Origin of the sequence: Empedobacter sp. UBA7611 (genome assembly GCF_002484365.1) — a bacterium.
GTDB classification, from domain to species: Bacteria; Bacteroidota; Bacteroidia; order Flavobacteriales; family Weeksellaceae; genus Empedobacter; species Empedobacter falsenii_B.
In genome coordinates this window covers 17459-39451 of record NZ_DLJR01000006.1, presented here as the reverse complement: position 1 = coordinate 39451, position 21993 = coordinate 17459, and the positions used below count along the sequence as shown (strand labels likewise).

Annotated in this window: 22 protein-coding genes; 5 read left to right on the top strand and 17 right to left on the bottom strand. The window is 32.6% G+C overall.

Annotated elements, in window-relative coordinates; genetic code table 11:
* Positions 1-62: 62 nt before the first annotated feature.
* The 3 genes from bshA to B3R94_RS00900 are packed head-to-tail and all read right to left on the bottom strand — an operon-like array spanning position 63 to position 4104.
* The gene (bshA, locus tag B3R94_RS00910; protein ID WP_291097980.1) at positions 63-1199 is read right to left on the bottom strand and encodes an N-acetyl-alpha-D-glucosaminyl L-malate synthase BshA; all 1137 of its coding nucleotides are present in this window, start codon (positions 1197-1199) and stop codon (positions 63-65) included.
* A 23-nt stretch (positions 1200-1222) separates the two neighbouring features.
* The gene (locus B3R94_RS00905) at positions 1223-2353 is read right to left on the bottom strand and encodes a serine hydrolase domain-containing protein (RefSeq protein WP_291097986.1); all 1131 of its coding nucleotides are present in this window, start codon (positions 2351-2353) and stop codon (positions 1223-1225) included.
* Between the two features lie 2 nt (positions 2354-2355).
* Positions 2356-4104 (bottom strand): glycoside hydrolase family 3 protein, encoded by a 1749-nt coding sequence (locus B3R94_RS00900; protein ID WP_291097977.1) that lies wholly within the window; start codon positions 4102-4104, stop codon positions 2356-2358.
* 111 nt (positions 4105-4215) lie between these two features.
* Here B3R94_RS00900 and B3R94_RS00895 point away from each other — a divergent pair, with 111 nt between their 5' ends.
* On the top strand, positions 4216-5295 hold the full coding sequence (locus tag B3R94_RS00895; RefSeq protein ID WP_291097974.1) for a TerC family protein: 1080 nt from the start codon (positions 4216-4218) through the stop codon (positions 5293-5295).
* A 472-nt stretch (positions 5296-5767) separates the two neighbouring features.
* Here the strand turns inward: B3R94_RS00895 and B3R94_RS00890 are convergent, their stop codons facing one another.
* The 4 genes from B3R94_RS00890 to B3R94_RS00875 all read right to left on the bottom strand — a co-directional run bounded on the left by B3R94_RS00890 (position 5768) and on the right by B3R94_RS00875 (position 8535).
* The gene (locus B3R94_RS00890; RefSeq protein ID WP_291097972.1) at positions 5768-6283 is read right to left on the bottom strand and encodes a c-type cytochrome; all 516 of its coding nucleotides are present in this window, start codon (positions 6281-6283) and stop codon (positions 5768-5770) included.
* Between the two features lie 111 nt (positions 6284-6394).
* A complete protein-coding gene (rlmF, locus tag B3R94_RS00885) occupies positions 6395-7309 on the bottom strand; it encodes a 23S rRNA (adenine(1618)-N(6))-methyltransferase RlmF (RefSeq protein ID WP_291097969.1) in 915 nt (304 codons plus the stop codon).
* Between the two features lie 67 nt (positions 7310-7376).
* Positions 7377-7634 carry a chaperone modulator CbpM gene (locus B3R94_RS00880; RefSeq protein WP_135834956.1) on the bottom strand — a complete coding sequence of 86 codons (258 nt, stop codon included), beginning with the start codon at positions 7632-7634 and terminating at the stop codon, positions 7377-7379.
* A gap of 4 nt (positions 7635-7638) precedes the next feature.
* Positions 7639-8535 (bottom strand): DnaJ C-terminal domain-containing protein, encoded by an 897-nt coding sequence (locus B3R94_RS00875; RefSeq protein ID WP_291097966.1) that lies wholly within the window; start codon positions 8533-8535, stop codon positions 7639-7641.
* Positions 8536-8743: 208 nt separating this feature from the next.
* Between B3R94_RS00875 and B3R94_RS00870 the strand changes: the two genes are divergently transcribed.
* The 3 genes from B3R94_RS00870 to B3R94_RS00860 are packed head-to-tail and all read left to right on the top strand — an operon-like array spanning position 8744 to position 10347.
* The gene (locus B3R94_RS00870; RefSeq protein WP_291097963.1) at positions 8744-9688 is read left to right on the top strand and encodes an ADP-ribosylglycohydrolase family protein; all 945 of its coding nucleotides are present in this window, start codon (positions 8744-8746) and stop codon (positions 9686-9688) included.
* A gap of 51 nt (positions 9689-9739) precedes the next feature.
* Positions 9740-9961, top strand: coding sequence for a VF530 family DNA-binding protein (locus B3R94_RS00865; RefSeq protein ID WP_038332359.1), 222 nt, complete (start codon positions 9740-9742; stop codon positions 9959-9961).
* Positions 9961-10347, top strand: coding sequence for a hypothetical protein (locus B3R94_RS00860; RefSeq protein WP_114999543.1), 387 nt, complete (start codon positions 9961-9963; stop codon positions 10345-10347). The genes B3R94_RS00865 and B3R94_RS00860 overlap by 1 nt, the downstream gene beginning before the upstream one ends.
* A gap of 58 nt (positions 10348-10405) precedes the next feature.
* Here the strand turns inward: B3R94_RS00860 and purD are convergent, their stop codons facing one another.
* The 6 genes from purD to B3R94_RS00830 all read right to left on the bottom strand — a co-directional run bounded on the left by purD (position 10406) and on the right by B3R94_RS00830 (position 16744).
* Positions 10406-11698, bottom strand: a complete 1293-nt coding sequence (gene purD / locus B3R94_RS00855; protein ID WP_291063987.1) for a phosphoribosylamine--glycine ligase — start codon at positions 11696-11698, stop codon at positions 10406-10408.
* Complete coding sequence (locus B3R94_RS00850) at positions 11685-12056, bottom strand: four helix bundle protein (protein WP_125349023.1); 372 nt, start codon at positions 12054-12056, stop codon at positions 11685-11687. Before B3R94_RS00850 ends, purD begins: the two co-directional genes overlap by 14 nt.
* A gap of 57 nt (positions 12057-12113) precedes the next feature.
* Positions 12114-13625: a bifunctional phosphoribosylaminoimidazolecarboxamide formyltransferase/IMP cyclohydrolase gene (gene purH, locus B3R94_RS00845; RefSeq protein WP_291097960.1), complete on the bottom strand. Its 1512-nt coding sequence runs from the start codon at positions 13623-13625 to the stop codon at positions 12114-12116.
* 89 nt (positions 13626-13714) lie between these two features.
* Positions 13715-14275: a phosphoribosylglycinamide formyltransferase gene (purN, locus tag B3R94_RS00840; protein WP_038332368.1), complete on the bottom strand. Its 561-nt coding sequence runs from the start codon at positions 14273-14275 to the stop codon at positions 13715-13717.
* 159 nt (positions 14276-14434) lie between these two features.
* Entirely contained in the window at positions 14435-14935 is a 501-nt protein-coding gene (locus B3R94_RS00835) for an FKBP-type peptidyl-prolyl cis-trans isomerase (RefSeq protein WP_291097958.1), read from the bottom strand.
* A 129-nt stretch (positions 14936-15064) separates the two neighbouring features.
* Positions 15065-16744, bottom strand: coding sequence for an AAA family ATPase (locus tag B3R94_RS00830; protein ID WP_291097955.1), 1680 nt, complete (start codon positions 16742-16744; stop codon positions 15065-15067).
* A gap of 193 nt (positions 16745-16937) precedes the next feature.
* On the opposite strand from B3R94_RS00830, the gene B3R94_RS00825 reads away from it, so the two are divergent.
* The gene (locus tag B3R94_RS00825) at positions 16938-17750 is read left to right on the top strand and encodes a DUF6620 family protein (protein WP_291097952.1); all 813 of its coding nucleotides are present in this window, start codon (positions 16938-16940) and stop codon (positions 17748-17750) included.
* Positions 17751-17823: 73 nt separating this feature from the next.
* On the opposite strand, the gene purM is transcribed toward B3R94_RS00825, so the two are convergent.
* Genes purM through purC form a run of 4 tightly spaced genes read right to left on the bottom strand, consistent with a single transcriptional unit; the run spans position 17824 to position 21469 of the window.
* The gene (purM, locus tag B3R94_RS00820; RefSeq protein ID WP_114999539.1) at positions 17824-18816 is read right to left on the bottom strand and encodes a phosphoribosylformylglycinamidine cyclo-ligase; all 993 of its coding nucleotides are present in this window, start codon (positions 18814-18816) and stop codon (positions 17824-17826) included.
* Between the two features lie 27 nt (positions 18817-18843).
* On the bottom strand, positions 18844-19197 hold the full coding sequence (locus tag B3R94_RS00815) for a four helix bundle protein (RefSeq protein WP_407933557.1): 354 nt from the start codon (positions 19195-19197) through the stop codon (positions 18844-18846).
* A 24-nt stretch (positions 19198-19221) separates the two neighbouring features.
* On the bottom strand, positions 19222-20727 hold the full coding sequence (gene purF, locus B3R94_RS00810; protein ID WP_291097949.1) for an amidophosphoribosyltransferase: 1506 nt from the start codon (positions 20725-20727) through the stop codon (positions 19222-19224).
* A gap of 19 nt (positions 20728-20746) precedes the next feature.
* Complete coding sequence (gene purC, locus B3R94_RS00805) at positions 20747-21469, bottom strand: phosphoribosylaminoimidazolesuccinocarboxamide synthase (protein WP_038332381.1); 723 nt, start codon at positions 21467-21469, stop codon at positions 20747-20749.
* Positions 21470-21993: the final 524 nt, after the last annotated feature.

Sequence of the window (21993 nt, the reverse complement as noted above, 5' to 3'; positions counted from 1 at the left end):
ACACTTCGTGGGATAGTGTCAAATGGGAAGAAGAAAATCCTATCAAATAAAAAAATCGGGATTTACCCGATTTTAGATTTTGCGATTACTTTGCGATAAAGTTCTTCGTATTGCGGAAGAATATTCGTTTTATCAAATCGTATCGCTTGTTCTTTTGCTTGATGACTAAATTCTGCCAAACGCTTGTCATCTTCTAAGATATAGATTGCTTTTTCTGCCATCATTTCGATATCTCCTACAGCACAAACAAAACCAGTAAGTCCATCAACATTTACTTCTGGAATTCCGCCTGCATTGGACGAAATGACCGGAACACTTGCTGCCATAGCTTCAAGCGCTGCCAAACCAAAACTTTCTTGTTCAGATGGTAAAAGGAATAAATCTGCGGCTTTCAAAACATCATTCAAATCACTTACCATTCCAAGACTTTTCACTTTATCTTGAATTCCAAATTCTTGAATCATTTGATCTGCCATATCCCATTCAGGACCTTCTCCAGCAATAATCAATTTTGATGGAATTTGTTTCTGAATCAAATTAAACGTTCCAATTACATCTTCAATGCGTTTTACTTTTCTCAAGTTTGAAGTGTGCAAAATTACCTTCTCTTTTGGTTGCGCAAAATTATCACGACAACACACACATTTCTCTGGCAAATATTGATCATTATCAATAAAATTCGGCACAACTTCTATCTCATTTGTAATATCAAATGCACATAAAGTATCTTGTTTCAAACTTTCGGAAACCGATGTTACGGCATCCGATTCGTTGATCGAAAATTCAACAGCCGTTTTATACACAGGATGTTTCCCTACCAATGTAATATCTGTTCCGTGCAATGTTGTTACAATTGGTAATTTATACCCTTTTCGCGCCAACATTTGCTTCGTAAAATATGCTGCATACGCATGAGGAATAGCATAATGTACATGCACCAAATCTAATTCGTAATGTAAAACCTTATCATATAAAATTGTGCTCAATGCCAAATCGTATGGCTGATATTGGAACAATGGATACGTTTCTACATGAATTCGATGAAAGTATATATTTGGTAATTTGATGTTTAATCTCGCAGGAACATTTGTGCTAAAAAAATGTACTTCATGACCTTTTTCCGCTAAATCCATTCCCAGTTCTGTTGCCACAATTCCACTCCCTCCGTAGGTTGGATAGCATACAATTCCTATTTTCATTCGCGATTTTTATTTAGACAAATTTAAGGTAAAATTGCTTCATAAATTACTTGTCGAATATTTTCTCGCACTTTTTTAATGGAAAGATAATTTGGCTCGACAGTTTCATTGACACGATTCGAAAGAAAAATATACACTATATTATATTTAGGATCAGCCCAAACCATCGTTCCAGTAAAACCTGTATGACCAAAACTTTCGGCTGATGGACCTATTTTAGAAGTTGTTTGCATTTTATCAAAACCTGCTCCACGATGAATTCCTTTGAATTTTTGTTTGGTAAATTCCGCCACCGTTTCTTGTTTCAAATAAACCTCATCACCATATTCGCCTCCATTCAAATATAGTTGCATCAATTTTGCTAAATCAATCGAGTTGGAAAATAAACCAGCATGACCAGCAATTCCGCCCATCATTGCAGCGCCTTGGTCGTGTACAAAACCATGAACGAGTTGATTTCTGTAGGTTTTGTCATATTCGGTTGGAATAATATCTTCTAAACTAAATTTTTCTTTTGGATTGAACGTTGTGCGATACATTCCCAATGATTGATAAAATTTCTCTTGTGTCAGTTGATTCAGATCTTTCCCAAAATCATTTTCTAATTTCTTTTTGAAAATATAATAACCTAAATCTGAATATTCATATGATTTACGACCTAAAGATGATTTATAAATATCTTCGTAAATCGTATCTTTTATAGAATTGATGATATAAATGTTATCCGTAACTTTTATTTGATGTTCTTCGTCTTGCTTTCTCGAATAGAAATCTAAATATAATCGCGCATTTTTTACATTGACCGTTTCATTGTAAAAACCAATCCAAGGTTTAAGACCAGCCTGGTGCGCTAATACTTCACGAACTTTTAAAGAAGATTTGTTCGAATTCTTCGCATCATTATCAATTTCTCCAATTGTTTGATCGAGGTTTAATTTTCCTTCGTTTACCTCCAACATCAACAAAGGCAACGTTGCCGTCACCTTTGTTACCGAAGCGACATCATATAAATCTGTCCACTCCACTTTTTTGGAAGAATTTTTATCTTGTGTTCCGAAGCTTTTATCATACACTATTTTCCCGTCTTTTGCGACTAAAATTTGCATTCCAGGCGTGTAATGATTTGCAATTGCTTCTTCGGCAAGTTTATCTATTTCTAAGAGTTTTTTTTTCCTAAATTCACATTTTCAGGTGCAGTAAATCCTAAACGTTTGATGTGTTTTGTTACAATTCCTTGCCCTTCTTTCAAGTTTTGATTGATATCTACCGGAAATGTTCCATCTGCATCAATTGCTCCAAAAATAACTTGCGCAGCAGCTGCTTGCGCATCTTTTGTATTTTGATAATGAACTGTAACCGCATCTAAATTTGATAAATCAAGATCTTTCAAACCATAAGGACTTGTGAATAATGAGAAGATTTTCTTTTTATCTTTTGGTAATGCTTTCAAAATTGCTTTCGAGTTATCTGACAATTTATATGGTTTGTAAACCGTTTCATTCGATAAAAACGCTCCCGAAATAATCACATCATAATCATTCAATAAATTGATCTGATTTGGATTTGAAATCTTCACCAACTCAACATTTGTATATTTTTGTAAATGTCTCAAAAATTGATCATAATCTGTTTGTTCAAGGGGAACAAAAGCTATTTTTTGATTCAATTTTTTAATTGGTAAAAGTTTGTGTTCATTCTTTACAACTGTCGAAGCTTTCTCAAAAATTTTAGTTGTTAACGCTAAATTTTCAGGAGAATTTAAATCTTCTAAAACATTTGCAGAATTTAAAGTTTTTATTTCATTTAAACCTGTAATATATTTTGCCATCAAAATTTTCTTCACACTTTCTTCTAAACGTGCTTCAGAAATCTGACCTTTATTTATTGCATCAATAATTTTTTGTTTCCCAACGTGTACATTTTGCGAAAACAATAAAATATCATTTCCCGCTACAAATGCTCTATAATCTACATCACCAGCAGGAAACATTTTTGCTACACCATCCATATTCAACGCATCTGTAATCACAATTCCTTTGAATTGTAATTCTCCTTTCAAATAATCTGTAATAATATTTTTAGATAAAGTTGAAGGTATTTTTGGATCTGGTTCTAAAGCTGGAACATTTAGATGCGCCACCATAATTGACTGTACACCTGCCTCAATCATTTTCTTGAAAGGTGCAATGTGATATTTCTCTAAATCTGCTTTATTATCTGGAATCAACGGCAAAACTTTGTGCGAATCTTGATCTGTATTTCCATGTCCAGGAAAATGTTTTGCAGACGATAATACGTTTTGCGCACGCATTCCATCCATATAAGCAATTCCTTTTTCTGCAACTCGATCTGGATTTGAACCAAAAGAACGATTCCCGATAATTGGGTTATTTGGATTAACATTGACATCAACTGAAGGTGAAAAATTAAACTGAACACCCATTCTGTTCGCTTGTATACCAATTTGTTTTCCAACTTGATACACCAACTTATTATTGCGTAGAGCACCAAGCGTCATATTCCAAGGAAAACGCTCCACTCCTTTCAAACGCATTGCCAATCCCCATTCTGCATCCATTCCAATTAACAATGGAATTTTAGAAATAGATTGAAATTTATTTGTCAACTCAATTTGATGAGCCGCTTGATCTTGCATAAAAATTAATCCTCCGATATGTTCTTCTTCAATTAATTTTTGAATATCATTCTCATGCGCAGCATCTCTGTTTGTGTAGGCTGCAACGATAAATAACTGGCCTACTTTATCTTCTAATGACATCGAATTGTACTTTTCGTCAACCCATTTCATCTGAATAGAATCTTTATACAATGGCGAAACTTGTTGTGCTTTCGAAGCGATAGGTAAAATAATTGTTAAGAATATGTATGCGATTACTCTTTTCATTCTGGAATAAATTAATTTTGCTTGTTTTTTCTTTTTTAGAAACATTTTTTAAAGGCCAATCGAGTTAGGATTGGTAAATTTATAGTAAATTGTCAAATTAAATAAATTTATATGAGTATTTTCAGTGTTGTACAGGATAGCATGTTGAATCATCCTGGACTAATAACTGTTTTTGGGGTTGCAGTAATTATTATGTTGCTACTTGATTTAGGTGTTTTTAATAAAAATGCGCACGCAGTTTCGAACAAAGAAGCGCTTACTTGGACCATCGTTTGGATTTCCTTGGCGATGATTTTTAGTGGAGTGATTTATTTCGTTTTTAAAGAAGCAGATGGACATGCATTTGCCATCAATAAATTTTCGCAATTCCAGGCGGCGTATTGGATAGAAAAAGCCTTATCCGTAGATAATTTATTCGTCTTCATACTCGTTTTTGGATTCTTTAAAATTCCAAAAGAATATCAACATAAAGTCCTTTTTTGGGGAATTTTAGGTGCTCTTCTTTTTAGAGCAATCTTTATTTTTGCAGGAGTTGAATTAATTAAAATGACTTATTTACCAGCTTTTTCTATTGGAGATTGGCACTTTAATCTTGGTGATGAAGCAACTCATGCAAATTTTGAAGCAAAACAATTCTTCCGTCCAAATGTCGTTTTAACACTGTTTGGTTTCTTCTTAATTGTCGCCGGAATCAAATCTTGGAAATCAAGTGATGATGATGAAAATCAAGATTTATCACAAAATTTTGGTGTTAAATTGGTACACAAATTCTTTAAAGTTACACCAAATTTTGATGGAGATAAATTCTTTTCTGTACAAAACGGAATTAAAATGGCAACACCACTTTTCGTCGCTTTAATGGTAATTGAAGTAACTGATTTGGTTTTCGCTGTAGATAGTATTCCCGCTATATTCGCTGTTGCTCCAGACGATCCTTTTATTCTATATTCATCTAATATTTTTGCAATTTTAGGACTACGATCGTTGTATTTCTTGTTGGCAAATTCAATGGATAAATTCAATAAACTACATTACGGCTTAGCGATTATTTTAAGTTTTATCGGAATTAAAATGATTATTATGCCATTCTATCATTTTGAATCGACAGTTTCATTATCAATCATTGGTGGAGTTCTATTAACAACAATTATTTGGTCGCTAATTTCGAATAAATCGGAAGTTAAGGAGTAGATTATTACTTCGAAATAAATTTAAAAAAGCCATTCTTACGAATGGCTTTTTTAAATTTTATACATCTCACTTTTTATCTTCTATTGGTAAATTAATAACTTTTTCTAAATCTCCATATTCATTGTAATTATAAATAAATCCATATTAGAATTATGAAGAAGATATTTTTCAATTTTGACTAATCTATTGTCTATATAATAAGCATTTTTATTTTAGTTGAATCTTTCATTTCAAACTCATCATATAAATATAATGGATGAGAATATTTTCCAAAACCATTATAATATTTTTTAACCATTAAATCTTTAGAATCTGTTTTTGTAACCGAGTCATTTTGAAATTTCTTTATGTTTTGTTACAACTAAATGTTGATAAAGCAACAAGAATGCATAAAAATTTAATCATATCAACAATGTTAACAAGCTTAAATTTATAAAAAAAACTCCAAAAATGGAGCTTATATTTCTATTCTTTATTTTTTCTCAACTTTCGCTGAACCAGATGCTGGAACTAATTTTTCTTTTGCAACATCTTTCACGTTTTTCAATTCAACGTTTACAGGCTCAATCAATGATTTTGTAGGACTTTCATTACCTCTGTGGCACATTACACATGTTACAACATTGATCATTTCAGGATTTTTTGCATTTTCCCAATTGAAATTCTTTGCGTTTATATCACGTGTCATCACAATCATATGACGTGCAAATTCCTTTTCTTTATTTGCATCACTTGCAAAATCCATCTTTTTAGTCTCAGGATTTTCGGCGTGGCAAAAATTACATTTCACACCTAAAGCAGCATTATATCCGCGCATCAAACCTTTCAAACTATCTTCTGAAATGTTTTGTGGTAACACTTTTAGGTTTTTCCATTCTGAACTTGAAATTGCTTTTCCTGTGTCAATTTGGCGAGAAGTTGTAAACGAAAAGATACTAAACATCAACGCTAAAACTCCTAAAAAAGCCATTATTCTATTTGTTTTCATTTGTTATAATCTTGTTTATACAAGGTAAAACAAATCTTAAATTGAATAAAGCCTTCATAAAAATTTGGAATAATTTTAAATAAAACCTTTAATGAATTAAAAATAGATCAATTAAAATCTCCAAACTAGTAAACGCGAAATTTTATTCCCTTGTTGCATATTTACAATTCGGTAATCTCTTACTTTTTCACGTTTCAAAATACCTTCCAAAATTCGAACATTTTCTTTCTTAGAAACCAATGTTGTAAACCATTTTACTTGATGTTTATAATCCGCACTTTCTTTTATCATTTTCGTGATAAACAGACGCTCTCCTCCTCTGCACCAAAGCTCAGAATTATTCCCACCAAAGTTTTGAATTGGTTTTTGATCAGATTTTTGACCTAAGTTTTTCAGTTTACGCATTGTTTGCTCCATCACTTCTTGGTTCGATCTAAAAAATGGAGGATTACAAATTGTAATATCAAATTTCTCGCCTTGTTTGATGATATTCTTGAAAATATTGTTTGGATTAAATTGCATTCTAATCTCAACTTTGTTACGTAATCGAGCATTTTTCTTTACAATTTCTTCTGCATTTTTGAAAGAAGCATAATCCAACTCTGCACCAACAAAGTTCCAATCGTATTCGTAATTTCCAATAATCGGATAAATACAATTCGCACCAACACCAACGTCCAAGACTTTTACATCTTTTCCACGTGGAATTACACCATCAAAATTTTCGCCCAAAATATCGGCAATGTAATGAATATAATCGGCGCGACCAGGAATTGGCGGACACAAATTATCTTTTGGCAATTCCCAATAATCGATGTCATAATATGTTTTCAACAACGCTTTGTTCAACGCTTTTACAGCTTCTCTATCCGAGAAATTAATCGTTGGTTCGTTCTCTTTATTGGGTTTGATATATTTGGAAAGTGGCGAATAAATCGCACACAATTTTTCGAAATTGTAAGGCGCTAAATGACGATTGCGCGAATGTAATTTTTTTAATTTACTCTTCTTTTCGGGAGTATTCATACAAAAATATTTATGCAAAAATAAGACAACCTTTGCAGTTTTCTGCAAAGGTTGTTTTTGAATTCGTTTATTTTAATTGTTTTTGTAGCGTTTCGATTTGTTTCAAAAGATGATGAATCACTTCTAAACCTTCTATATTAACGCCCAAATTATAATGAAATTCAATAAATCGTTCGATTAATTTCAAATCATTTTCTTCGATAAAATATTCTTGGTTACGCTCGTGCAAAACAACCAAATCATTTTTATACAAATCAATCACAAATTGAGGTTCAATCTGATGATATTTACTAAACTGAATAACAGATATCGTTACATTTTTCATGGTTTTAAGCTTTTTTAAGTGAACGTAATTTCTCGAATAATTCTTTCTCTTCTGCTGATAAATTAGTTGGAATTTTTACAGAAAATGTTACATACAAATCTCCAAATTGATCATCTTTCTTATAAATTGGCAAACCTTTTCCTTTCAATTTCACCTTTTTATTATTCTCTGTTCCTTCTTTTATCGGGACTTTTACTTTTCCAGAAAGCGTATCAATCATAGCTTCTCCACCCAAAATCGCATCGTATAAGTCAATCTCAACAATGGTAGATAAATCTGCTCCATTGATCTCAAACGATGTATTATTTTCGATATGAAACGTGATATACAAATCTCCATTTGGCCCATTGTTATAACCTTTTCCTCCGTGACCTTTTATCTTGATTGTTTGTCCATCTTCTACTCCAGCCGGAATTGTAATTCGAATATTTTTACCATTCACCGCAAAAGTTTGTTTGTGCGAAGTCAATGTATCTGTCAAATTTAGTGTCAAACTGGCATTTACATCTTGCCCTTTATAACCTGTTGATCTACTTCTACCTTCACGTCCAAACATCGAACTGAAAAAATCTGAATAACCATCGAAATCACCAAAACCTTCAGCTCCATCAAAATCGCTATTACTATATTGATATTGTTGCTGTTGTTGCTGACGAGCTTTCTCATATTCTTCACCATGTTGCCAATTTTCTCCATATTTATCGTATTTTTTACGTTTTTCTGGATCGCTCAACACTTCGTTTGCTTCGTTTAATTCTTTAAATTTCTGTGCAGCTTCATCGTTATTTGGATTAAGATCAGGATGATACTTACGCGCCAATTTCCGATAAGCTTTTTTTATCTCATCTTGTGATGCGGTCTTTTGCAGACCTAATGTTGTATAATAATCTATAAAAGCCATAGTAATTAATAAGTTTGTGTCATAATTTAATCAAAATCAGTTCCAATTTTTTCAAAACTGACAATACGACTTATTCTTTTTACTCATTATAAAATTTTTAATATTTTATCTAAAATGAATAAATTTATTATGATTAATTTATTCATTTTCAAAAATAATTTGGATATATTCAAAAAAAACAATTATTTTTCATTTATAAAAGAAGGTTATGAATAGAAGAAATTTTTCGAAAAATATATTAATTGGATCTGCAGTTGGTGATGCATTAGGAGTTCCTGTTGAGTTTAAAAGTAGGCAATATTTACAGCAAAATCCCGTGACAGATATGATGGGTTATGGAACATACAATATGCCTCCAGGCACTTTTTCTGACGATAGTTCGATGATGTTTTGCTTGGCAGAATCGTTGTGCAATGGTTATAATTTAAATGATATTGCAGAAAAATTTCAGATGTGGATGCATGAAGGTTATTGGACGGCTGACGGAGAAGTCTTTGATGTGGGAATTTCTACACGAAAAGCAATAAATCGTTTACGAGTTGTAAAAAATCCAACCGAAGCTGGTTCTACATCTGAATCTGATAATGGAAATGGATCGTTAATGCGTATTCTTCCTTTAGCAATTTTCACGAAAGATTTATCGATTGATGAACGTTGTGAAATAGTCAAAGAAGTTTCTTCTATCACGCATGCGCACAATCGTTCTGTTTTGGCGTGTATTTATTATATTGAATTTGCGTTGAATGTTTTGGATTCCGAAAATTTAGAAGAAGCTTATCTGAATACAAATTTTTGGTTAAAATTATTCTTAGAAGAAAATGAAATTTATAAAAACGAATTTCCATATTTCGAACGAATTTTAAACGGAAAACTAATAGATTTAAAAGAAGATGAAATTAAATCAACTGGTTATGTTATGGATAGTTTAGAAGCTTCTATTTGGTGTTTATTGCATACAAATTCATATAAAGATTGTGTTTTGAAAGCTGTGAATTTAGGACATGATACCGATACAATTGCTTGTATTGCTGGTGGAATTGCAGGGATTTATTATGATGCAGAAACAATTCCGACCAATTGGATTGAGCAATTAGCGAGAGTGGATGATATTTTGCATTTAGCAGAACAATTGGAAGAAAAATATGAATTTTAGAAAGCTTGAACTATTCTAAATTCACCAAAAACATTTTCGTAAATTTGCAAAATGGAAAGTCAAAAAAATAATCCATTACACGGAAAACGTTTAGACGATATTATCGAAGAATTAGTAATTTATTACGGCGGTTGGGAAGGTTTGGGAAATCAAATTAACATCAGATGTTTTAATGATAATCCAAGTTTGAAATCATCGTTGAAATTTCTTCGAAAAACAGATTGGGCACGTGCAAAAGTAGAAGAATTGTACATCAAAAAAATTGCAAAATAATGAGTGCAACTATTCTTGAAGAAAAGATTTTTATTGATTCTGAGCTCTTAACCAATATCGAAGAAGAAAGTCAGGTTATTATACATTGTTGTATGGCGGCAGATGAATATGCAAATGCTGCACGTATTTGGCCTTCTACTTTTATTATTGATAATCAATCAGGAAAACGTTGTCAATTGGTTTTTGCGGATGGAATTACAATGTATCCAAATTGGACGTATATCGAAGAAGGTTCGTCTCTTCATTTCACTTTAATTTTTAATGGTTTGCCAAAAAGTTGTCAATCATTTGATTTAGTCGAAATTATTCCGCAAGCTGGAGGATTTGAATATCGAAAAATAAATCGAAATAAAAGCGATGTTTATCACGTCGAATTTTCAGAATAAATTAAAAAAAAATGCGTTTCAAATGAAACGCATTTTTTAATAATATAAACTGTATTTTTTATTGAATTACTCCAATATCATTTCGATAATATTCGTAATCAAAATGTACTTTTTTGATGTTTTCGTAAGCAGTTTCACGTGCTTCTTCTAATGTATTTCCTAATCCAACTATGTTGATTACGCGTCCACCAGAAGTAACAATTTGTTCACCTGATAATTTTGCACCAGCAATAAAATTAGGACAAGTTACATTTTCTAAACCACGAATCTCAAAACCTTTGTCGTAATTTCCTGGATATCCTCCCGAAACCATCACCACACAACACGCATGTTGATTTTTGAAAGTCAAGTCAAAATCTTCTCCTTTAATTGCTTTATTTACAACCTCAGCCAAATCATTTTCTAACAAAGGTAAAGTTGTTTGCGTTTCTGGATCGCCCATTCTTAGGTTATATTCCAACAAATAAACACCTTTTGTTGTAATCATTAATCCAAAGAAAATAACACCTGCAAACTCTAATCTTTCCTTAATTAAACCACATTTTGTTGGCTCCATAATTTCTTCTTCGAACATTTTGAAATGCTCTTCCGTAAACAATGGATTTGGAGCGATAACGCCCATTCCACCAGTATTAAGACCAGTTTCTCCTTCACCAATTTTCTTGTGATCTTTTGCCGAAACAAATGGAACGATTTTTTTCCCGTTAAAGAAAGACAAAATAGAGGCTTCAAAACCTTCTAAATATTCTTCAATAACCACTTCGTTTCCTGCATCACCAAAGGTTTTATCTTCCATGATATCCAAAACAGCTTGTTTTGCTTCTTCAAAATCTTGGCAGATAATAACTCCTTTTCCAGCCGCTAAACCAGAGGCTTTCACTACAATTGGATAATCTTGTGTTTTCAAATAATCAATCGCCAACATTGGTCCTTGAAAATTTTTATATTTTGCTGTTTTCACACCATATTTATCCATAAAATCCTTCGCAAAAGCTTTAGAAGCTTCTAATTGCGCAGCTGCTTTATGAGGTCCAAAAACATTTAAATTCTCTTTCTGAAAAATATCAACGATACCTTCTGCTAATTCAGCTTCTGGTCCAACAAAAGTTAAATCGATTTGATTTTCTTTCGCGAAATTTTTCATTTCTTCAATCGAAGAAACTGAAACGTTTGTTCCGATTTGAGCTGTTCCTGCATTTCCTGGAATAAAAAACAATTCTAAATCTTGTCCTTTTTGCTTGAAATCTTCAGCAAACTTCCATCCTATTGCATGTTCACGACCACCTGAACCGATTACTAAGATGCGAGTTGCGGTTTGCGATTCGCGGTTTGCGCTATTATTTTGTTCCATTGTTTTTCTTTGTTAAATAGTTTTGAAAATTTTTATTCATTCTACAATAATGATCAATTAATTCTAAAGCTTCATTTAATTCTGACTCTGTTATATAATTCAACTCAAAAGCTATTATTAATTGAGCTTCAACCTCAAAATCAGAACCTTTTGAAATAGATAGAAAATTAATCATTTGCTGATTTGAATTTCTTCCAGAACCTTCTGCGATATTTGAAAGAATTGAAACAACTGCTCTTTTTATTTGAACAGTTAATCCATACTTTTCTGATTCTGGAAATTTATTAGAAAGATTATAAACCAGTCTTAAAATTTCCAAACTTTTTTGCCATATGTCTAAATTTCTATAACTTCTCATTTACACTAAGTTAATCTTAAATTCCAACATCGCAAAACGAATATCGCATATCGAATTTTAGTGCATAAAATGTCTCATTCCTGTGAAAACCATCGGAATTTCGCGTTCATTACAAGCATCGATAGACTCTTGATCTTTGATTGATCCTCCTGGTTGAATAATTGCTTTAATTCCATTTTCTGCTGCAAAATCAGCTACATCACGGAAAGGGAAAAATGCATCTGAAGCTAAAACTAAATCATCTTCCACTTTTTCTTTTGCACGTGCAATCGCTTGTTGAGCCGCCCAAATACGATTCGTTTGACCTCCACCGATTCCGTAAGCTTGACCATTTGTCGCTACAACAATCGCGTTAGATTTTACCCATTTTACAATTTTTTGAGCAAAAACTAAATCCGTCATTTGTTTTTCAGTTGGCTGAATTTCAGTCACCACTTTTAAATCTGTTGAAAATTGATTATCTGTCGACTGAACAATTAATCCTCCATCAACTTTTACGTAAGTTACTTTATCCGACACAGGATTCTTCACTTTGATGATACGTAAATTTTTCTTTTGTTTAAAAATTTCTAACGCTTCTTCTGTAAATGAAGGTGCAATTACAATTTCTAAGAAAATTTTATTTAATTCAACCGCAGTTTTTCCATCAACTTCTCTATTGAAAGCGATGATTCCACCGAAAATTGACATTGGATCACATTCATACGCTTTTTCATAAGCTTCTAAAACATTCTCTCCAATTGCCACTCCACAAGGCGTTGAATGTTTCACTGCACAACAAGTTGTTTCCTCAAATTCTGAAACCACTTTATAAGCCAAATCCATATCACGAATATTGTTGAAAGAAAGTTCTTTTCCTTGTAAATATTCGAAATCTTTCATTGCGCCATTTTTCGTTTTATCAACATAATAAGCTGCTTTTTGATGTGGATTTTCTCCATAACGTAAATCCATCACTTTCTCGTAAGAAGACTCTAAAAATTGAGGAAAATCTTCTCCTAAAATGTAAGTAGAAATCGCCGCATCATAAGCAGAAGTTAAGTTGAATACTTTACCAGCACATAATTTACGCGTTTCGATAGAAGTTGAACCATTCTCACGAATTTCATTCATCACTACTTCATAATCATTCACATCCGTTACAACTGTTACATCATAAAAATTCTTTGCAGAAGAACGTAACATTGATGGACCACCGATATCAATAAATTCAATCATTTCCGCTTCAGAAAGACCTGTATTCATCTTTTCGAAGAAAGGATAAAGATTTACAATAACGATATCAATTGGGTTAATTCCATGTTCCGCAATTGTTGCCATATGATTTTCGTCCGAACGACGCGCCATAATACCACCATGAATTGCAGGATGTAAAGATTTTACGCGACCATCTAAAATCTCAGGAAAACCAGTTACATCTTTTACTTCTGTAACTTCGATTCCGTTGTCTTGTAAATGTTTGAATGTTCCTCCAGTTGATAAGATTTTGTAATCTTGTTCAACCAAGAATTTTGCAAATTCTAACAAGTTCGACTTGTCCGAAACACTTATTAGCGCTTGTTTTTGCATTGTGTTTAGTTTTTAAAGTTTATTGTTTGTTTACTATTTTATTGGAAATGAAAAACCTCAATGTACACAACATTGAGGCATTCTATATTTTATGCTTCGCTGATTTGCTTGATTGCCTTAATGTAGATTTCACTTTCTACCTCAGCAACTTTACGCTGTAAATCTGCTACTTCATCACCTTCTTCAATTTCAAAAATTCCTTGACAAATAATTTGTCCTTCGTCTACACCAGCCGTTACAAAATGTACAGTTGCTCCTGATGTTTTTTCACCAGCTTCTAAAACTGCTTTGTGAACTTTCGCGCCATACATTCCTTTTCCACCAAATTTTGGTAATAATGCAGGATGAATATTAATCATTTTCGAGCCCCATTTCGAGGTAAATTCTGGAGATAATATGGTTAAAAAACCTGCCAAAACAATTAAGTCGATTTCTTCTCCTTCTAAATTATGTTCGGCATCTTCCGAAAAAGTTTTTCGGTCTAAGACATACGTTCGGATATCTTTATCCAACGATCGTTCTATTGCATAACAGTCGCGGTCTGCCATTACCATCGAAATCTCGACATTTGGTAACGTTCCGTCTTCAACTGCATCAATAATATTTTGAAGATTTGTTCCGCCACCGGAAACAAATACAGCTATTTTCATGTTTGTTTGTAAGTAATCTTGTTTGTTTTACAAAGATAAGATTTTAGTTGAAGCAAGCCGAAAAATATAACTTGGATTTAATTTATTTATTAATGATTTATTCACAATTAAAAATAAAAAAGGCTATCTCTTATCGAAATAGCCTTTTGAAAATATTTTTTAGTGACCTTGAGTTCCATCAACTCCATGTGCGTGTCCGTGAGATAATTCTTCCTCAGTTGCTGGACGAACATTTAAAACTTCAACTTCAAATTCTAATGTTTTTCCTGCCATTGGAGGATTCAAATCTGCAATTACAGCCTCTTCTGTTACCTCTACAACTGAAGCACGGAATTGATTTCCTGCATCATCAGTCAAAGGTAAAATTGCTCCAACTGGTGGTAATCCAGACTCTTTGAACATATCTAAAGGTAATTGAGCAATAGCTTCTTCTACTCTTTCACCATATCCTTCTGCTGGAGTAATTACGAATGATTTTTTATCTCCAACTGCTAATTCTTTTAATTCTTCTTCAAATTTTGGAATCATCATTCCAGCTCCGAATAAAAAAGTTAATGGCTCTTCTGCATTTGATTGTTCTACAAATACTTTTTCACCATTCGCTTCGATGGTATGTAATGAGTAGTTTACTGAAACTACATTGTTGTTTTCTATTGACATAAATTGTAAGTTATGGATGCTAAAAAAAAGCGTTCATTTTTAATACTTATCTTTTAACAACAATTATTCCTTTCGAATAATTTGACCAATTTTGTCAGTTATTTAGATTTTTGAACTGACAATTTTTATTTAATCTATAAAAAGTAATGCTTTTTTGATGTCTTCATAACCAATTTCACCATTGAAATAATCGTAAATTGGTTTTAAAACTTTATTCTCTTCAAATTCGATTTCACTATAAGCCAATCGAACTTTATCAATAACTTTGTCAGAAGGTTTAAATTTTGAATAATCCAAATCAGGCTCACTTTTTTTGATTTTACCAATATGATCGACAATTGCTGAAGTAGTTAACCCTCTTTTCTCTGCGATTTGATCCAAAGACAAACCTTCTTTCACATATTCTAATGTAATTTCGTAAGTCGATTTCTTTTGTCCTTTTTCTTTGGTTTTATTCTTTTCGATATTTTTTGCAATTTGTTTTTTATCCAAAGTTCCACCAGAATATCGGATAAAAGCAGCCCAAGAGTTTTGCAATTCTTTTTCATCTAGAAACTCATCCATTTCATTCGATAAAACCTGAAAACGTCTATCTGCCTTCATTGCAAGTGAATCAATTTCTAAAGCTGTTTGATTCAATCCGTGTAACATCAACGAATTTAAATCTCGTAAACGTGAAAGTGCAACATACCCTTGTCCTTTTTCGAACGCTTTTGATAGATCTATAAACGCAGAATCTAACGTCATTCCTTGCGATTTATGAATTGTAATCGCCCAAGCCAAACGCAGCGGAACTTGTGTGAATGAAGCCAATGCTTTTCCGCTTTCGTCCTCTATTGCCCACGTTTCTGGTTTTGCAACGTAAAATTCTCCATCTAATGTTTTGATAATTGGCTCATCTTTTTCAGTATACCCCGAAACATTTCCAAGCGTTCCGTTTACAAAACCAACTTCGAAATTGTTACGAACAAACATCACTTTCGCTCCTATCTTCAATTCTAAAACTTCTTCTGCTAAAACAGATTTTTTAAGAACCTCAACCAAAGCTGGATTTCCCGCAACTTTTGCTTCAAATGTTTTGGAAGAAGAATCAATATTAATCAATTGACCTTTATTAATTCGGTCCACATCCATATTATGTGTATACAAACGAGTTTGTGAATCTATTTCATCTGGAAAATATTCGATTCGAGTTTCTAATAAATCAACTGTTTTTTGCGAAATATTCCCCGAACGAATTTCATTCAAAATATCATTCAATGCATTATTTGTTTGACGATATTGCTCTGTCAAATAACAAATATGCACTTTTGCTTGAACCCAAGCATCGGACATAAAACAGAATTTATCTTTCGATTCTTCCCACTCTTCACCAATCGGCGGTAACTGAAAAAAATCTCCCGAAAAAATTACTTGAACACCTCCAAAAGGTTCATCGTTTTGTTTAAAAAATTTCAATACATAATCAACCGCATCCAACTGATTTCGATGCAACATCGAGATTTCATCAATAATTAAGACTTTTACTTTGTCCATTTTATCACGGAAATATTTCTTGTCGCGAAGTGAAGCCAAATATCGATCAGAAACATAATCTTTTATTCCAATTCCAGCCCAAGAATGTATCGTTTGACCATTCATGTGCGTCGCAGCAATTCCCGTAGAAGCCGTTATAGCAACAGGAACGCCATGTTGTTTAAGATATTGAATGTATTGATTTAACACATAAGTTTTTCCGGCACCCGCAGAACCTGTTAAAAATACATTTCGACCAGATTTTAGAATTGCCAAAGCCTTTGATTGTTGCATAACTTATGAGTGAATTTGGAGTTTTTTGAATGAAATGCAAAGATACGAAGATTGAATGAAGTGAGAAAATTATAAATATTCTAAATAATCCCACCCATATTTAGCTAAAAATAGTGAGTTTTTTTTGAGTGACGATTTTACAACTTTGTAATACAAGAACTCAAAAAAACTAGTACCATGAATTTATCATCAAGTGGACCTTTTATTGATTGCATATTTTGATGATAAAATAAAAAACATTGAAAATGATTTTGAGCCTTATGCAGAAGCCTTTTTAACGGATGCCCCTAATCAACAAGAGTTATATGACAGAGCTGAAAACAATAAAATGACTTTATATGATCGTATTAATTATCAGTTAGAAAAGTTTGTGCAAAAATATGATGATAAAAATTCGGATATTGGAATTGAACAAATGTATCAACAACATGACGCAAAAGTACTTGAATATTCAAAAGATAATCCTTTGTTAGAGCCAATTCATGGAATTTCTTTGTACGATTATGCTGCAGGAGTTGTGAAAATTGGTTCTAATATTCCGGAAGTAGATGTATTAAAGGCTTTGGGAGTTGATAAACCACAATGGGACGAAGCAAGTTTGATTTGGAATCAACGAATGAAACAAGATACAGAAATGACTGTGATGACGTTGTACAGCCAATATTTCACGAAAATTGATAAACATCCAACATTAGGAAATAACGGAAATCTTTCTGCTGATACAGCCTCAAATCCAAACTTAGAACATTTGAAAACGGACGAACATTTCTTCTATGATTTAGCTGCCGAAAGAGATGCTGCAATAAAAGTTGGAAAAGATGGTGCGCAATATATTTTGGATAAATACGGAATTGGAATTATAGATTTTCAGGCGCAAGCTGTGGTTTGGACGCGTTCTGGAAATTATTCTTCGATGATTACTTATCAAATGGAAAAGAAAGAAGAATATTTGAAACAATTTCAAAATGAAATGTGCGGAACAATCGCTGACGATATCGAGTTTTAGTGCTCAACCTAAATTAACACATAAAAAAACCGGATAAGAAATCTTATCCGGCTTTTTTAAACTATTTAATCTACTATTTCAATATAATTTTGTCAGCACCTTCTTGAATTTCTCCAATCAACGCACTTCCATCAATAATATTCAATACTTTTTCAGCATCAGTTTGGTCAACGATGACAACCATTCCAACACCCATATTAAATGTTCCAAACATTTCGTTTTCTGCAATTCCTCCGCGTTTAGCTAATTCTTGCATCACTGTTGGTACATTTATTTTTGCTTTTTCTATTACAGCAGTTAATCCGTCATTTATAATACGAGGAACATTCTCGATTAATCCACCTCCTGTAATATGAGCAATTCCAGACATTTCGATTCCAGCATCTTTGATTTTGAAAATATCATTTTGATATAATTTTGTTGGAACTAATAATGTTTCGAACAAAGGTTTACCTTCAAATTCTTCGTTAAAATCTGGGAAAACTTTACGAACCAAAGAGAATCCATTCGAATGGAAACCACTTGATGGTAACGCAATAATTACTTGTCCAGCTTTTATTTTAGAACCATCGATAATTTCATCTCGTTCTACTACTCCAACACAAAATCCAGCAACATCATAATCACCAACTTGGTACATTCCTGGCATTTCTGCTGTTTCTCCACCAATTAATGCTGTTCCAGTTTCTTTACACGCTTGTGCAATTCCACCTACAATTTCTGCTGCGATATCAGAATCTAATTTTCCACAAGCTAAATAATCTAAGAAAAATAATGGTTTTGCTCCATGACACAAAATATCATTTGCACACATCGCGAAACAATCAATCCCAACTGTATCGTAAACTTTAGAATCTAAAGCCACACGTAGTTTAGTTCCTACACCATCGGTTCCTGATACCAAAACAGGATTTTTGTAACCTCCTAATTGGTAAAATGCACCAAAACTTCCAATTCCATTCAACACGTTTGAATTGTGTGTTGCTGCAACTGCATCTTTAATTTTCGATACCGTTTGATAACCTTCTTCCTTATCTACTCCGGCTTGTTTATATGTATTGCTCATTTTTAATTATGATTTGATAATGATGAATTATGAATTTAGTTTTTGTTTACTTGTGAGAATGATGCTTTTCAATAATTTCAAAACTTCTGTACTATCAGAAAATATTTTATAAAATAATTTTTCTTCAAGATAATTACTTTTAAATAATAATTCTAACCAATAAAGTGTTTCGTCACATTCTTTTTGAGCGATTGATAATTTATGTATAAAATCTTTCGTACTTTCAGCATTCTGAGATTCTCTAACCAAAGCACCAATAGCTGTACCGCTTCTCAAAAGTTGTTTACTTAAAACATACTCATTTTTGTTTTGTAAATCTTTCGATAGTTGAATGATGCTTAAAGCTAAGTCAAATGATTTTTCTTTCAAGATATTCGCCATAATTCATCATTCATAATTAATAATTTAATCTATATGCAAAGGTTTTACCTCTTTACATTCTTCATTAGAATAATTTACGGGATATTTTTCTGTAAAACATCCAAAACAATGTTCTTTACTTCCTAATAAATCAATCAGATTATCAACTGTTAAGAAATCTAACGAATCGACATTCAAATAATCTTCAACCTCTTTAATTGACTTATTTCCTGAAATTAAATCTGCTTTAGAAGGCATATCAATTCCTAAATAACAAGGTGCAATAATTGGAGGCGAAGCAGAACGGAAATGAATTTCTTTTGCTCCTGCTTCTTTTAAGATTTTGATTAAAAGTTTCGAAGTTGTTCCACGTACAATAGAATCATCTAAAACAACCAAACGTTTTCCTTTGATTTTATTTTTGATGGGATTCAATTTTAAGTTGACCACACGTTCACGCATTTCTTGTGAAGGAACGATAAACGAACGCGACATATAACGATTCTTAATCAAAATTGGTTCGTAAGGAATACCCGAAGCTTCTGAATAACCAATTGCAGACGGAATTCCAGAATCTGGAACACCAATCACAATATCGGCATCAACAGGAGATTGTTCGTATAATTTTCGACCAGATTCTACACGTAAATCGTAGATTTCATTTCCTTCGATATTCGAGTCAGGACGTGCAAAATAAATGTACTCAAAAGCACAAATATTACGCTGCGTTGGTTGATTTAATGAATAAGATTTCAAACCTTGTTCATTTACAACAATCAATTCACCTGGCTCTACATCACGGATAAATTCAGCTCCGACAGCGTCTAATGCACATGTTTCTGAACAGAAAACATAGGCATCGTCCAATTTTCCTAAACATAAAGGACGAATACCATTTGGATCGCGAAAAGCTGCCATTTGATTATTCGCTAATAACAAAACCGAATAAGCTCCTTTTACCTTTTCTGTACCTTTCTGTATAGCTTCTACAATATCTAAATGCGAATATTTTTGAATAGAACGTAATAAAACCTCCGTATCCGAAGTTGCTAAAAATGGTAAACCTTCTGCTTCTAATTCAGCTCTTAATGCTTCAACTTCAATTAAATTTCCGTTATGAGCAATAGAGAAATGAGGTTTTCCATAAATATTGTACGTGTAAAGTGGCTGAATGTTACGACGACTTCCACCTCCAGCAGTTGTGTAGCGTGTATGTCCAATCGCAGCATTTCCTTGGTATTCTTCAATCTCGGCTTCCATTGTTTTGAAAACGTCTAATACCAATCCTGTTTTTTTCACCGTTTTAATGTTTCCATCTTTCAAGAAAGAAACACCACACGCTTCCTGTCCACGGTGTTGAAGCGCAAATAAACCAAACTGTGCAATAGAATATGTGTTGATATTATTTGGCGAATAAACCCCAAAAACACCACATTCTTCGTTTACACTATCCACAGTATCGGCTGCATATTTTTTTAATAAATTTCTTTCGTAGAAATTCGTTAAATATTCAGCTTTTAATTGGCTTTTATGTAATTTTTTATCAATCATTATAGAATGAAAAAAATGTTTATTTTAAAACTTCTGTCAAACGATTATATACTTCGTGATAAGCTTCTGAAACATCACCTAAATCACGACGAAAACGGTCTTTATCTAATTTTTTTCCTGTTTCAACATCCCATAAACGACATGTGTCTGGAGAAATTTCGTCAGCTAAAATGATATTACCATCAACATCTTTACCAAATTCAATTTTAAAATCAGCTAAAATTAATCCAGCTTTTAAGAACAATTCTTTCAACGCTTCGTTAATTACTTCTGTTTGTGTGTACATTTCATCTAACTCATCATATGTTGCAGCTCCTAATAAAACCGCATGATGATCGTTGATTAATGGATCTCCTAATTCATCTTTTTTGTAACAGATATCAAAAATTGTAACTGGAGATTTCGCTCCTTCTTCTAATCCTAAACGTTGAGCCATAGACCCAGCTACATAGTTGCGCACAACCATTTCAATTGGAATAATTGATACTTTTTTCACCAATTGCTCACGATCATTCAACTGCTCGATGAAATGAGTTTTAACTCCTTTTTCAATCAAATAGTTGAAAATTAAAGTCGAAATTTTGTTGTTCATTTCTCCTTTGTCCTCAACAGTTCCGCGCTTTTGTGCATTAAATGCAGTTGCGTCATCTTTGTAATAAACAATTACTTTGTCTGCTTCCTCTGTTGAGTAAACTTGTTTTGCTTTCCCTTCGTAAATGAAGTCTTTTTTTGTTAAGCTCATCGTTGTTTGTTTTTTTCGAAGCTCGATTTTCGAAATTCGAAGTTAAAATTCATCTAACTTCTAGTTTCTAGTTTCTAACTTCATTACATCGTTTTTTTTTGTTTTGTTTGAAATGAAAAAGTCCACTTCGTGTTTGTTGTTTGTTTTGAAAATTAACTTGTTCAAGGTTAACTTTCGAGATTAATTTCGATTGGTTCAGGATCGAAATTGGTATTAGTTTGTTGTTTGTTTTTTTACTTAGTATTTAGATGTTAGATATTAGTATTTAGATTTTTTTCTTATACCTTATTTCTAGCTTCTAAATTCCTTATTTTTATTTCAATGTCAAGCTGAATTTAGTTCAGCTTCTCACTTTTTTAGAATGAGTTCCTGAAACAAGTTCAGGATGACTCAATCTTTATTTTTAAATTGTCATTCTGAATGAAGCTTTAGCGTAATGAAGAATCTTTTTAGATTCCTCGACAAGCTCGGAATGACTTTTTTTTATTTCAATGTCAAGCTGAATTCATTTCAGCTTCTCACAC

Coding starts and splice junctions, on each gene's coding strand:
- bshA (WP_291097980.1), bottom strand. CDS start 1,199: ATGAAAATAGGAATTGTATGCTATCCAACCTACGGAGGGAGTGGAATT.
- B3R94_RS00900 (WP_291097977.1), bottom strand. CDS start 4,104: ATGAAAAGAGTAATCGCATACATATTCTTAACAATTATTTTACCTATC.
- B3R94_RS00895 (WP_291097974.1), top strand. CDS start 4,216: ATGAGTATTTTCAGTGTTGTACAGGATAGCATGTTGAATCATCCTGGA.
- B3R94_RS00890 (WP_291097972.1), bottom strand. CDS start 6,283: ATGAAAACAAATAGAATAATGGCTTTTTTAGGAGTTTTAGCGTTGATG.
- rlmF (WP_291097969.1), bottom strand. CDS start 7,309: ATGAATACTCCCGAAAAGAAGAGTAAATTAAAAAAATTACATTCGCGC.
- B3R94_RS00880 (WP_135834956.1), bottom strand. CDS start 7,634: ATGAAAAATGTAACGATATCTGTTATTCAGTTTAGTAAATATCATCAG.
- B3R94_RS00875 (WP_291097966.1), bottom strand. CDS start 8,535: ATGGCTTTTATAGATTATTATACAACATTAGGTCTGCAAAAGACCGCA.
- B3R94_RS00870 (WP_291097963.1), top strand. CDS start 8,744: ATGAATAGAAGAAATTTTTCGAAAAATATATTAATTGGATCTGCAGTT.
- B3R94_RS00865 (WP_038332359.1), top strand. CDS start 9,740: ATGGAAAGTCAAAAAAATAATCCATTACACGGAAAACGTTTAGACGAT.
- B3R94_RS00860 (WP_114999543.1), top strand. CDS start 9,961: ATGAGTGCAACTATTCTTGAAGAAAAGATTTTTATTGATTCTGAGCTC.
- purD (WP_291063987.1), bottom strand. CDS start 11,698: ATGGAACAAAATAATAGCGCAAACCGCGAATCGCAAACCGCAACTCGC.
- B3R94_RS00850 (WP_125349023.1), bottom strand. CDS start 12,056: ATGAGAAGTTATAGAAATTTAGACATATGGCAAAAAAGTTTGGAAATT.
- purH (WP_291097960.1), bottom strand. CDS start 13,625: ATGCAAAAACAAGCGCTAATAAGTGTTTCGGACAAGTCGAACTTGTTA.
- purN (WP_038332368.1), bottom strand. CDS start 14,275: ATGAAAATAGCTGTATTTGTTTCCGGTGGCGGAACAAATCTTCAAAAT.
- B3R94_RS00835 (WP_291097958.1), bottom strand. CDS start 14,935: ATGTCAATAGAAAACAACAATGTAGTTTCAGTAAACTACTCATTACAT.
- B3R94_RS00830 (WP_291097955.1), bottom strand. CDS start 16,744: ATGCAACAATCAAAGGCTTTGGCAATTCTAAAATCTGGTCGAAATGTA.
- purM (WP_114999539.1), bottom strand. CDS start 18,816: ATGAGCAATACATATAAACAAGCCGGAGTAGATAAGGAAGAAGGTTAT.
- B3R94_RS00815 (WP_407933557.1), bottom strand. CDS start 19,197: ATGGCGAATATCTTGAAAGAAAAATCATTTGACTTAGCTTTAAGCATC.
- purF (WP_291097949.1), bottom strand. CDS start 20,727: ATGATTGATAAAAAATTACATAAAAGCCAATTAAAAGCTGAATATTTA.
- purC (WP_038332381.1), bottom strand. CDS start 21,469: ATGAGCTTAACAAAAAAAGACTTCATTTACGAAGGGAAAGCAAAACAA.